Here is a 12561-nt window from a genome sequence, read left to right as displayed (position 1 = left end):
GAGTAATCGCGGCCCGTTATCTGCCAGTATCATTTTGGTATTCTTTAATCTTTGATAAAGCCTTTGATATACCATTACTCTTTATTTATCGGTGAAACCTTTTAGTTTAATTAGTGATTACCATTATCATCTTGTTTATAAATACAGGTATGATGCATCATATTTTCGTGACCTGACGCAATGACGATAATACGATATTAGCGTCATAATTGGTTGTAACAGATAACCTTATTATTAGAGACCTAGCATTTTAGGTTGTATAGCATAGATCGAGGATCTTTCGAAGGCGGTATGCTTCGAGGGATGAACATAACAAAATCAGGAACATTATTATGTTAAAGAATATTAATCCAACGCAAACTAAAGCGTGGCAAGCACTGACTGCGCATTTTGAACAAGCTCAAGATTTTGAATTAAGTGATTTATTTGCAAATGATAGCGAGCGTTTTGCCAAGTTTTCTGCCCAGTTTGGTTCTGATATTTTATTAGATTACTCTAAGAACCTGATCACAGAAGAAACTTTGACTAAGTTGTTTGCATTAGCAAAAGAAACTGAGCTTGATGCTGCTATTGCGGATATGTTCAACGGTGTGAAAATTAACCGTACTGAAGATCGTGCTGTACTCCATGTTGCGTTACGTAACCGTAGCAATACGCCAATCATTGTTGATGGCAAAGATGTTATGCCTGCAGTAAATGCAGTATTAGCGAAGATGGAACGTTTCACTAACCGTATTGTAAGTGGCGAGTGGAAAGGTTACACCGGCAAAGAAATCACTGATGTCGTTAATATCGGTATTGGTGGTTCAGATCTTGGCCCTTACATGGTTTCAGAAGCATTAGCAGCGTACAAAACACGCCTAAACATGCACTTTGTTTCTAACGTTGATGCGACACACATTGTTGAAACGCTAAAAGACTTAAATCCTGAAACAACGTTATTCTTAATTGCATCTAAAACCTTTACTACTCAAGAAACGATGACTAACGCATTGTCTGCGCGTGATTGGTTCTTAGCAATGGCGGAAGATAAAGCACACGTTGCAAAACACTTTGCTGCGCTCTCTACTAATGCAGAATCTGTGGCTGAATTTGGTATCGATACTGATAACATGTTTGAGTTCTGGGATTGGGTTGGTGGTCGTTACTCACTATGGTCTGCAATTGGTCTTTCTATTAGCTTGGCGGTAGGTTTTGATAACTTCGTTAAGTTATTGGAAGGTGGTCATGCAATGGATAATCATTTTGCAACCGCGCCACTAGAGCAAAAATTACCTGTAATTCTAGCGTTAATTGGTATTTGGTATAACAACTTCCACGGCGCAGAAACTGAAGCGATCCTACCTTACGATCAATATATGCACCGTTTCCCTGCTTACTTCCAGCAAGGTAACATGGAATCAAATGGTAAATATGTCGATCGTGGTGGTAAGCCAGTGGATTACCAAACAGGTCCTATCATTTGGGGTGAGCCAGGAACGAATGGTCAACACGCGTTCTATCAACTTATTCACCAAGGCACGAAGTTAATTCCATGTGACTTTATTGCACCAGCGATTAGCCATAATCCATTAGGTGATCATCACCCTAAACTGATGGCTAACTTCTTCGCACAAACTGAAGCATTAGCATTTGGTAAGAGTCGCGAGACAGTAGAAGCTGAGTTTGTTGCTGCAGGTAAATCACAAGCAGAAATTGATGAGCTAGCTGAATTTAAAGTTTTTGAAGGTAATCGTCCAACTAACTCTATTCTGCTTAAAGAAATTACGCCATACACATTAGGTGCACTAATCGCATTGTATGAGCATAAAATCTTTACCCAAGGTGTTATTTGGAACATCTGTAGTTTTGACCAGTGGGGCGTAGAACTTGGTAAGCAATTGGCTAACCAAATTTTACCTGAGCTAAATAGCAACGAGGGTGTTGTAAGCCACGATAGTTCAACTAATGGTTTGATTAATGCATTCAAACAATGGCGTGCATAATGCCTATTATTGGTTAATGTAATTGACCGATAAAATAAAACGCCGCAATCGTGATGATTGCGGCGTTTTTTTATTTTTGGCGTTAGCTTAATTATAGTGTGATAACGTCGCTAGCTTGCGGGCCTTTCTGACCATCAGTGACGATAAATTCAACATTTTGGCCTTCACGTAAAGTTTTACGTCCTTGTGCCTGAATAGCACTGAAATGAACAAAAACGTCTTTACCATCGGCAGCAGAAATAAAACCAAAGCCTTTATCATCGTTGAACCACTTTACGGTTCCAGTCAGTTTACTCATTTACGTCTTCCCTTATAGACTAATCGTAGTAGTTACAATCAATAGGTAACTAGGTGCTTATTGCGAATTTAGTCTAGATCGAATTTATGACAATGAGTAGTTTTTTATTGTGCTTTTATGTTTGAGTTAACGATAATTTATTTTAAAGAGAAAGGCGCTGAAAGGAGGGGGGGAGAAAATATCAGAAGGTGCCATCACTGATGGTGACAGCACTATTGGACAATCATGCGTTTTTAGTTTGCTGACATTTATGACAAATGCCATGGCTTTCAACCACGTGGTGCTTGATCATGAAACCATATTGTTCTGATTTTTGGCGTAAAAGTTTTGCCAGTTCATCATCATGGATTTCTTCAACAAACCCACATTCATCACAAATTAATAGTTGTGAACAATGATCCGCATGGCCAAGTACGCAACACGCAATATAGCTATTGGTTGATTCAACTTTATGAACAAACCCTTGTGCTAATAGAAAATCTAACGCGCGATAAACCGTCGGCGGTTTCGCTTGGGGTTCTGATATTTTGAGTAAATCGAGTAACTCATAAGCACTAATAGAACTATGATGATTAATGATCAGTGCCAGTACTTTTAATCGCTGCGGGGTCATTCTAACCCCTCGTTGCTCACAGAGCTGTTGTGCTTTCGCTAGCAGTTGAATTTGAACCGTCATAGAGCCTCAGAAAAACGTCATTAAGGTTTTATTTTATCACAGCTGTCTAAAAACATACTCACACTTAGCTATTAACTGTTATAAGGAAAAAGATTCCGTGTAAATGATCACGTTATAAAGTGATAGAAAAAAGCAGATGTCGCAAAAAAGAGGCTTTGAGTTTTAATGATTATAAATTTTTATTATAAAGTTTAGTAAACCACATTGAATTGCAATAGATTTTCTATAAAGACGTAGGGATGTATTATTCGCATAATTAATGCTGTTCTATAAATATTATTTAGATTAAACGTCAGATTTCTATACGTTTAAGCGCTAGAACAGTTACTGTAAAACAGCGTGATTGTGCTAGAACGTACTGAATATTGGGTTGTTACGTATCTTAAAAACACGATTATTAAAGCATTACAAAAACTAATGCCAAGGTTGCATTTTTTTTCATTTCTCAAGTTGTTTAAAATACCTATAATGACGCCCAACGAAACGTGACCGACGCCTTAACTATTTAATAATTAGGTAATGGTTATATATAACAAGCTTAATTATTTAAGGTAAAAATCAATGTCAGGTATCATTACTAAAATTGTTGCACTTTACACGCCAGTATTTTCTACAATGTACAAAAGCGGTAATATGACTAAGTAAAGTCTTGCAACAAGGTCAGTTATAGACCTTTTAGTTAACAAGAATTTAGAGAAAGGCCTTGAACAATGTTCAAGGCCTTTTTTGTTATGAAAAAATAGGCATTAGATATTAATTGCTAAATATTGAACCTCGTTATAAATGGTGCGATATATTGAATTAGTAAATAAATATAAATTTTAGTTCTGTAGTCTAAGAATGAAAGATTTAGATTGTTTTTATAAAATACAATTATTTATAAGATTTAATAAGTTGTGATGAAAGCGGTTTTTTACCTGCCAATGATCTGCAATATTACCTCGTCCTTATTTAATATATAAAGAGAGATGAGATGGGCGGTATTATAAAATCCTCACGAAATACAGTAACAGCACCCCGCGATTTGGTTGCAACACAAACTGTTGCTTTTTCGCATTACAATAATATTTCAGCGCAATTACCTCTTGATGTTAACAGTGGAAAAATTGTTGAAGGTGGAGTTAAAGAACAGGCAGAACAATGCCTAAAGAATATTAAGGCTATTGTCGAAAGTATTGATCATGCGATGCATGATGTTATCAAAATCAATGTGTATCTTAAAAATATCAAAGATCTTGATATTGTTGATGATGTTTACGCTACTTTTTTCCCTCGTTACTTGCCTACTCGTACTGTTATGAGTGTCGCTGCGTTACCAATGGACGCGGTATTAGTTCAAATGGATGCAGTGATTTCAAATGGTGAAGGCTCAGGAACACAAGCTCCTTGTGATCTTGTCAAAATTGCTCGAAATACAGCAAATGCCCCAAACAGTGATGTATCGACCCAAACCGTCGCTTTTTCACATTACAACCACATTTCAGCACAATTACCGCTTGATCCTAAAACCGGGAATATTATTGCTGGTGGCGTAAAAGAGCAGACTGGACAATGTTTAAAAAATCTTAAGAGCATTCTAGAAGCGATCGACGTTCCTGCTGACGATATTGTTAAAATTAATATTTATCTTGAAAACCTTGCTGATATTGAAGCTATTAATGAAATATATAGCCGTTATTTTCCTGACTCTGCCATTGCTCGCACTTGCGGTTATATGCCAGCCCGCTCAGTGATCGTTGTTGAAGGTTTACCTATGGGCGCATTAGTACAGATTGATGCAACGGTTTCTCATGGCGATGGAACACCACCACAAGCGGTTGAAGATCGTCATGGCTTGGTCATTAAAGCGAATAACACCCATAATGCACCTCAAACGTCGTTATCAACCCAAACAGTTGCGTTTTCGCATTACAGTAATATTTCTGCGCAATTACCGTTAAATTCGATGACGGGTAATATTGTTGACGGTGGCGTTAATGAACAAGCAAGACAATGTTTAACTAATATTAAAGCGATAGTTGAAAGTGTTAATCATGTTATGGATGATATTGTTAAGGTAAACATTCAACTAAAAAATATGGCTGACCTTGATGCTGTTAATGATGTTTATACAACATTCTTTAATGATAATCTTCCAGCAAGAACAACTATTGGTGTTTCAGCCATCGCAATGGATGCTTTAGTACAAATGGATGCGATTGTATCTAACGCGGAAGGTACTCCGCCTGAAGTGTAATAAAAGAGTCGCTACAAATGATCTTCTGATTATAAAAAGCCATATTTATTTGAATATGGCTTTTCTTGTTTATATACCTTACCTGATACTGTCTTCCGTATTTTAAAGCATTGTTAAACCGATCATGGGTTGAGGGTGATCCCCGTCTAATCATGGTGACAATAGTCATTTTAGGGTAGAATCCGCGCCTCAAAAGATATTTTAGGGACCGTTTATGCCTCCTAAACTGTCCCTCATCCGTCCCTTATCGAAAACAAAAATCGACATCGGATGAAGTATATTGCAATACCCGTAAGTGGTATTTGCCATAACCACTTAATATGTAAGGAATGTTGTTACATGTACCCTTCTGCTCGTTTTTCTGTTGCCCCTATGCTGGATTGGACTGATCGTCATTGCCGTTATTTTCATCGTCTAATGAGTAAAGAAGCTCTGTTGTATACTGAAATGGTAACGACTGGTGCAATTATTCATGGTAAAGGTGATTTTCTTTCTTATAACGAAGAAGAGCATCCATTAGCATTACAACTTGGTGGTTCAAATCCGGTTGATCTTGCTCGTTGTGCAAAACTAGCCGCAGATCGTGGTTATAATGAGATCAACTTAAATGTAGGTTGTCCGTCTGATCGTGTTCAAAACGGCATGTTTGGTGCTTGTTTAATGGGTGAGGCTGAGCTGGTGGCACAGTGTGTTGCTGCAATGCGTGAAGTGGCTGACATTCCTGTAACAGTTAAAACGCGTATCGGTATTGATGAGCAAGATTCTTATGAATTTCTAAGCCACTTTATTCAAACTGTGTCAGAAAAAGGCGGTTGTGATAATTTTACTATTCACGCTCGTAAAGCATGGCTTAAAGGCTTGAGTCCAAAAGAAAACCGTGAAGTTCCACCTTTAGATTACCCGCGTGTATATCAATTAAAGCAAGATTTTCCACAGTTAACCATGGCTATCAATGGTGGTATTAAAACCTTTGAAGAAATGGAACAGCATCTTAAATATATGGATGGTGTCATGGTGGGTCGTGAAGCTTACCAAAGTCCATATTTAATGGCAGAAGTCGATCAACGTTTATTTGGCAGTGAGCGTCCAGTAATGAAACGTCGTGAAGTCATTGAAGCGATGTATCCTTACATTGAACGTCAGTTAGCCAATGGTTCATGCTTAGGCCATATTACTCGTCATATGCTAGGTTTATTCCAAAGTATGCCTGGTGCACGTCAATGGCGTCGTTATATTAGTGAAAATGCTCATAAGCCAGGGGCGGGTATTGAAGTCGTGCAGCAAGCATTAGCTAAAATTCCTGCTGAGTTGGATGTGTAATAACACTTCAATAATTGTTATTAAAGTGGCGAATTTTACTTAGTATTAGGTGAGATTGACCACTAAATAGTAAACGCCAATTCTTTATTGAGTTGGCGTTTTTTATATGCATGAAAAATAAAGTAAAATAATTAACTTATAGTTGGCGTGAATTGTGCAATATTGTAGGTAATAATAAATATAACACGGTGATTTCATTTGGATGTTGCCGTAATAACAAAGGATAATCTATGTTTGAGTTCCTGTTTTTAGTTGCTTTTACATTGGTACTGATATTTACCGGTGTTAGTTTGATTGGTGTCTTCATTGCAGTTGCTGCGGGATTTGCGGTGATGGCAGTTGTCGGTATGTTGGGATTAGTCTTTAAATTATTGCCGTGGATCATCGTGATAGCATTAGGTATTTGGTTCTTTCGAGAGCGTAATGCAGACAAACAGCATCAAGAACGTATGTCGCGTCATCGTCGCTATTAACTGCGATTGATTGCAGAGTTTTTATACCGCTTCTGATATAATTTTGTGCGATTAATTACATAAAATGATAAGAGCGGAGACTCGGAATGAAAAAAGTGGTGCTTTCAATTGCAGCGGCAATGACGCTAGCTGCAGCCCTTCCAGCCCAAGCTGATACCTTACTAGGTGTTAAAGTGGGTGCGGATGCATGGTTTACAAACGCAAAAGTAGATGGTCATAAAAGTGATGATACATCAACATCTTACTATGCATCTTTTGAGCATTTTATTCCTTTAGTGCCAAACGTAATGGTACGTTACAACAATATTGATACTGGGAATGTGAATTTTGAGCAAAGTGATTTTACTGCTTATTATGAAATTCTTGATAACGATTTAGTTGCACTAGATTTAGGTGTAACAATGACTAAATTTACTGGTGTTCAAATTCAACACCAGAACAGTTTTAGTGATTGGCAGCCAACTGTTTATGCTGCTGCTGAGTTAGGTATTCCAGCAACACCATTATCTGTATTTGCTCAAGCGAACGCGGGTAAATATGACGGTACAAGTTTGTTTGATGGCCAAGCTGGTGTGAAATATACATTAGGTTTAGTGGCAGCAGATCTTAACCTTCGTGCGGGTTACCGTATGATGGCTTATGACTTTAAAAAATCAAACACTGGTGATGTTGACCTAGATGGTTGGTTTGCTGGTGTAGAAGTTGATTTCTAATTAACATATAAACTTATTTTGTGATCCAATTATAAAACCACGATTATTTCGTGGTTTTTTTATTGGCGCTAATCCCGTTTATGTACCACTTTTAAAGGTAAGCAAACTGATTATATGTGTGATGCATAATATCAGTATTAGGGAGGAGTAAGTGATGACATTAACTGAATTGAAACACCTATACGCTGACCAAGATCTTGTTGAAGCACTCATCGAACCATCAATTAATAGTGGTTATATCGTTGAATTTCGCCATCGTCGCGGCGGTTTAGTACCATTAACGGATATTAGTGGCAGTGAACAATGCTATGGTGATATTGACAGTGCTACTCAACAAGCATTTGAAGTTGGTTTTCAACAAGTTAGAATTGCTGACGAATACTAAATCCTGCCTTTATTTCTCCATTCCAAAACCAAATAGTGATATCTCTATTTGGTTTTTTTGTACGATTAACCTTACAAATGGTTATAAAACATTCTTATCTATTCTTTCTTGTTATTAGTTTAAATGGCTACTCTAACATAACGCAATGAATAGGGATCGTCGTGCTATGTCAATCAACCAACTATCAGCTTTAGCTAGCCCACTTAATGATCAACAAATAGATCAGCTTAAGCTAGCCGCAGCAGAATCCTCACCACAACAACTGGCTTGGATCAGTGGCTATTTTTGGGGGTTGAGCCAATCTCAATCATCAACAACGGCATCTGTTCCTGCATCAAATGTACTGGCCGCTGCAAAACCTGCGGGTAAACTAACCATTATTTATGCCTCGCAAACAGGTAATGCTAAAGGTGTAGCTCAAGCGTTACAACAGCAAGCTCTCGCGCAAGATATTGCGGTTAATCTGGTTTCTGCGGGTGACTTTAAAGGTAAAAATCTCAGTAAAGAAACCCATGTCATTATTATTGCTTCCACACATGGAGAAGGTGAAGCCCCTGATGATGCGATTGAACTGCACCAGTTTTTACAGTCAAAAAAAGCCCCTCAATTATCGAATTTACACTACGGCGTGATTGGGCTAGGCGATTCTAGTTATGAATTTTTCTGCCAAACCGCCAAAGATTTTGATCGCTACTTAGCAAAACTGGGTGCGAAGCCGATGCTTGATCGCCTTGATTGTGATGTTGACTATGAAGTGGCCGCCGCAGAGTGGCGTACACAAGCATTAGCCAAAACCAAACAAACCTTATCAACGGGTGAAGCGGAAGTCGTTCAGTTACCGGTGGGGCAAAATGCTACATCTGCTGCTACTTACACTAAGCAAAATCCTTATACGGCCAGTTTATTAGTAAGCCAGAAAATCACTGGTCGCAATTCAGATAAAGATGTACGCCATATTGAAATTGATTTAGAAGGTTCAGGATTAAGCTATCAAGCGGGGGATGCGCTGGGGGTATGGTTTGAAAATGATCCGCAATTGGTTGATGCCATATTAGCGAAACTTGACTTAGATGCTGCAACTTCGGTGGATGTTGATGGCAGTAACTTATCTATTCGTGATGCGTTGATTAGCCATTATGAAATTACCGCATCAAATCCACAGTTTGTGACCCAATATGCCAAACTCTCTGGCAGTAAAAAATTGCAAAAGCTGGTGGATGATCGTGAAAAATTGCGTGAGTATGCGGCTAATAACCAAATCATTGATGTTTTAACGGCTAAGAAGACGGTATTAACTGCCAACCAATTAATCAGTTTATTACGTCGTTTAACGCCCCGCTTATATTCCATTGCTTCCAGCCAACAGGAAGTGGGTGAAGAAGTGCATTTAACGGTTGGTGTGGTTGAATTTTCCCAAGGTGATGAGCAACGTCAAGGTGGCGCATCTAGTTTCTTATCACAACGTCTACAAGAAGGCGCGGCTGTGAAAGTATTTGTTGAAACCAATCATAACTTCAAGTTACCTGCTGATGATAATACGCCAGTGATCATGATTGGTCCTGGTACGGGAATTGCGCCTTTCCGTGCCTTTGTGCAAGAGCGTGATAATCGAGAAGCAACAGGTAAAAACTGGCTATTTTTTGGCGATAGAACCTTTACTGAAGATTTTCTTTACCAAGTTGAATGGCAGAAATATCTAAAAGACGGGGTGGTGGATCAAATAGATGTCGCATTTAGTCGAGATCAAGCCGAGAAAATCTATGTTCAACAGCGCATTTTAGAACAAGCACCACAAGTGTGGCAGTGGTTACAAGCAGGATCGCATGTTTATGTCTGTGGTGATGCAACCCACATGGCCAAAGATGTTCATCAAGCCTTGTTAACCGTTATTGAACAACAAGGAAAGAAAACGCGCGAGCAAGCAGAGCAGTATCTCAATGAGCTGCGTAAAGATAAACGCTATCAAAGGGATATGTACTAATGACAGAGCAAAAATTATCAGACAATGAACGTCTAAAACGTCAAAGTGATTTTCTTCGCGGCACCATAGAGCAAGATCTTGATGATCGTATCACTGGGGGATTTAGCGCTGATAACTTTCAATTAATTCGCTTTCATGGCATGTATCAGCAAGATGATCGTGATATTCGCGGCGAGCGCGCTAAACAAAAATTAGAACCGCTCCAAAATGTGATGTTACGGGCGAGAATGCCGGGAGGCGTGATCACTCCTAAACAATGGCTAGCAATTGATAAATTTGCTGATGAGCATACTTCTTATGGCAGTATTCGCTTAACCACCCGTCAAACATTTCAGTTCCATGGGGTGTTAAAACCTGACATTAAACTGATGCATCAAACATTAAATAGTATCGGTATTGATTCCATCGCAACGGCGGGGGATGTAAACCGTAACGTGTTGTGTACCACCAACCCTGTTGAATCTGAGTTGCATCAACAAGCGTATGAATGGGCAAAAAAGATCAGTGAGCATCTACTGCCTAAAACCCGTGCTTATGCTGAAATTTGGTTAGACGGTGAAAAGCTTGAGACAACGGATGAAGAGCCTATTTTAGGCCGTAATTATTTACCGCGTAAGTTTAAAACGACGGTGGTTATTCCGCCGCAGAATGATGTTGATGTCCATGCTAATGACCTGAATTTTATCGCAATTGCAGATAATGGGAAATTGGTAGGTTTTAATGTGTTAGTTGGCGGTGGCTTAGCAATGACTCATGGTGACCACGCCACTTATCCTCGTCGAGCGGATGATTTCGGGTTTGTACCTTTAGATAAAACCCTTGATGTCGCCACTGCTGTGGTTACTACTCAACGTGATTGGGGAAACCGTTCTAACCGTAAAAATGCCAAAACTAAATATACTATTGATCGGGTTGGCGTGGCGGTATTTAAAGCAGAAGTTGAGTCACGAGCCGGGATTAGCTTTGAAGCCAGTCGACCGTATGAGTTTACCGATCGCGGTGATCGTATTGGTTGGGTTGCGGGCATTGATGGTAAGCACCATTTGGCGTTATTCATTGAAAATGGTCGCTTATTGGATACACCGAGCAAACCTCTTAAAACGGGTATGGCAGCAATAGCGAAGGTCCATGGCGGTGATTTTAGAATGACGGCCAACCAAAATCTGATTGTTGCGGGCGTGTTAGCAAAAGACAAAGCTAGGATCGAAAAGATCGCGCGTGATCATGGCTTGATGGATGACAGTGTCAGTGAGCAGCGAAAAAATTCGATGGCATGTGTTTCACTACCGACTTGTCCATTAGCGATGGCAGAAGCAGAACGTTTTCTACCTGAGTTTGTGACTGATGTTGAAGGTGTTTTAGAAAAGCATGGCTTAGACGAAGACGAAAATATCATTCTGCGTGTTACTGGCTGCCCCAATGGTTGTGGTCGCGCGATGTTGGCTGAAATAGGCTTAGTCGGTAAAGCGCCTGGGCGATATAACTTGCATCTCGGTGGTAATCGAAATGGTACTCGAGTACCTAAAATGTACCGTGAGAATATTACCGTCGCTCAGATCATGGATGAAATAGATAATTTAGTCGGTCGTTGGTCGACGGAGCGTCAAGAGAATGAAGGCTTTGGTGATTTCACTATTCGTGCTGGCATTATTGATGAAGTAAAAATATCGATGAGGGATTTTTATGCCTAAATATCAACTGGCTGAGTTACTTGAACTGTCAAAAGTGAGTCAAATTATTCAGCTGGCTGAAATTAATGCCATGCTGGAAACCATGACTGCACAACAGCGAGTGCTATGGGCGCTTGATAATCTTGACGGCGAGTTTGCATTAGCATCTAGTTTTGGGATTCAATCGGCAGTGATGTTGCATTTAGTCACTGAAGCTAAAACGGATATTGCGGTGGTGCTTACCGATACGGGCTATTTATTTGCAGAGACTTATCAGTTTATTGATAGTTTAACTAAACAACTTAATTTGAATTTATATATTTATCGCGCTCAACACAGTGCCGCATGGCAAGAAGCACGTTATGGTCAATTATGGCTCCAAGGTGTTGATGGAATTAAACAATATAATCAATTAAATAAAGTAGAGCCGATGCGGCGGGCATTGAATGAGCTTAATGTGGGAACGTGGTTTTCAGGATTACGTCGCGAGCAATCCGATTCGCGAGCGACGTTACCTGTATTGGCGATTCAAAATGGTCGGTTTAAGTTCTTACCTGTGATTGATTGGACCAATGACGATATTGACGCTTACTTACAGCAACATCAGTTACCTTACCACCCGTTAAAGCAACACGATTATTTATCTGTCGGGGATATCCATACTACGGTGAAATGGCAGCCGGGAATGACAGAGCAAGAGACGCGCTTTTTTGGTCTGAAACGTGAATGTGGCTTACATGAAGATAATGACACTGAATCACAAGGTTCAGGCATTTAGTTTCGTTTTATGGTGAGCTTATAAATAAAAACAAGGCAGCGTATCG

Annotated in this window: 11 protein-coding genes; 9 read left to right on the top strand and 2 right to left on the bottom strand. The window is 39.4% G+C overall.

The window, feature by feature from the left end:
- The first annotated feature begins 332 nt into the window (after positions 1-332).
- Positions 333-1985, top strand: a complete 1653-nt coding sequence (pgi, locus tag GLP24_RS17575; RefSeq protein ID WP_101770080.1) for a glucose-6-phosphate isomerase — start codon at positions 333-335, stop codon at positions 1983-1985.
- A 91-nt stretch (positions 1986-2076) separates the two neighbouring features.
- Here the strand turns inward: pgi and GLP24_RS17570 are convergent, their stop codons facing one another.
- Positions 2077-2283 carry a cold-shock protein gene (locus GLP24_RS17570; protein ID WP_045038403.1) on the bottom strand — a complete coding sequence of 69 codons (207 nt, stop codon included), beginning with the start codon at positions 2281-2283 and terminating at the stop codon, positions 2077-2079.
- A gap of 223 nt (positions 2284-2506) precedes the next feature.
- Positions 2507-2959: a zinc uptake transcriptional repressor Zur gene (zur, locus tag GLP24_RS17565; protein WP_152654300.1), complete on the bottom strand. Its 453-nt coding sequence runs from the start codon at positions 2957-2959 to the stop codon at positions 2507-2509.
- Between the two features lie 973 nt (positions 2960-3932).
- On the opposite strand from zur, the gene GLP24_RS17560 reads away from it, so the two are divergent.
- The 8 genes from GLP24_RS17560 to GLP24_RS17525 all read left to right on the top strand — a co-directional run bounded on the left by GLP24_RS17560 (position 3933) and on the right by GLP24_RS17525 (position 12515).
- Positions 3933-5195, top strand: coding sequence for a RidA family protein (locus tag GLP24_RS17560; protein ID WP_232604518.1), 1263 nt, complete (start codon positions 3933-3935; stop codon positions 5193-5195).
- 339 nt (positions 5196-5534) lie between these two features.
- Positions 5535-6515: a tRNA dihydrouridine(20/20a) synthase DusA gene (dusA, locus tag GLP24_RS17555; protein WP_101770077.1), complete on the top strand. Its 981-nt coding sequence runs from the start codon at positions 5535-5537 to the stop codon at positions 6513-6515.
- Positions 6516-6745: 230 nt separating this feature from the next.
- A complete protein-coding gene (gene pspG, locus GLP24_RS17550; protein ID WP_101770076.1) occupies positions 6746-6988 on the top strand; it encodes an envelope stress response protein PspG in 243 nt (80 codons plus the stop codon).
- Between the two features lie 86 nt (positions 6989-7074).
- Positions 7075-7701 (top strand): TIGR04219 family outer membrane beta-barrel protein, encoded by a 627-nt coding sequence (locus GLP24_RS17545; RefSeq protein WP_101770075.1) that lies wholly within the window; start codon positions 7075-7077, stop codon positions 7699-7701.
- 154 nt (positions 7702-7855) lie between these two features.
- Positions 7856-8086: an RNA-binding protein gene (locus GLP24_RS17540; protein WP_045038408.1), complete on the top strand. Its 231-nt coding sequence runs from the start codon at positions 7856-7858 to the stop codon at positions 8084-8086.
- 166 nt (positions 8087-8252) lie between these two features.
- Complete coding sequence (locus tag GLP24_RS17535) at positions 8253-10067, top strand: assimilatory sulfite reductase (NADPH) flavoprotein subunit (protein WP_232616332.1); 1815 nt, start codon at positions 8253-8255, stop codon at positions 10065-10067.
- Complete coding sequence (gene cysI, locus GLP24_RS17530) at positions 10067-11758, top strand: assimilatory sulfite reductase (NADPH) hemoprotein subunit (protein WP_232616331.1); 1692 nt, start codon at positions 10067-10069, stop codon at positions 11756-11758. The genes GLP24_RS17535 and cysI overlap by 1 nt, the downstream gene beginning before the upstream one ends.
- Entirely contained in the window at positions 11751-12515 is a 765-nt protein-coding gene (locus GLP24_RS17525; protein ID WP_232604520.1) for a phosphoadenylyl-sulfate reductase, read from the top strand. Before cysI ends, GLP24_RS17525 begins: the two co-directional genes overlap by 8 nt.
- Positions 12516-12561: the final 46 nt, after the last annotated feature.

It is taken from the genome of Photobacterium carnosum, assembly GCF_021236965.1.
GTDB lineage: Bacteria > Pseudomonadota > Gammaproteobacteria > Enterobacterales > Vibrionaceae > Photobacterium > Photobacterium carnosum.
The sequence above is the reverse complement of the archived record's forward strand: the minus strand, read 5'-3'. Positions and strand labels throughout refer to the sequence as shown.

Coding starts and splice junctions, on each gene's coding strand:
- pgi (WP_101770080.1), top strand. CDS start 333: ATGTTAAAGAATATTAATCCAACGCAAACTAAAGCGTGGCAAGCACTG.
- GLP24_RS17570 (WP_045038403.1), bottom strand. CDS start 2,283: ATGAGTAAACTGACTGGAACCGTAAAGTGGTTCAACGATGATAAAGGC.
- zur (WP_152654300.1), bottom strand. CDS start 2,959: ATGACGGTTCAAATTCAACTGCTAGCGAAAGCACAACAGCTCTGTGAG.
- GLP24_RS17560 (WP_232604518.1), top strand. CDS start 3,933: ATGGGCGGTATTATAAAATCCTCACGAAATACAGTAACAGCACCCCGC.
- dusA (WP_101770077.1), top strand. CDS start 5,535: ATGTACCCTTCTGCTCGTTTTTCTGTTGCCCCTATGCTGGATTGGACT.
- pspG (WP_101770076.1), top strand. CDS start 6,746: ATGTTTGAGTTCCTGTTTTTAGTTGCTTTTACATTGGTACTGATATTT.
- GLP24_RS17545 (WP_101770075.1), top strand. CDS start 7,075: ATGAAAAAAGTGGTGCTTTCAATTGCAGCGGCAATGACGCTAGCTGCA.
- GLP24_RS17540 (WP_045038408.1), top strand. CDS start 7,856: ATGACATTAACTGAATTGAAACACCTATACGCTGACCAAGATCTTGTT.
- GLP24_RS17535 (WP_232616332.1), top strand. CDS start 8,253: ATGTCAATCAACCAACTATCAGCTTTAGCTAGCCCACTTAATGATCAA.
- cysI (WP_232616331.1), top strand. CDS start 10,067: ATGACAGAGCAAAAATTATCAGACAATGAACGTCTAAAACGTCAAAGT.
- GLP24_RS17525 (WP_232604520.1), top strand. CDS start 11,751: ATGCCTAAATATCAACTGGCTGAGTTACTTGAACTGTCAAAAGTGAGT.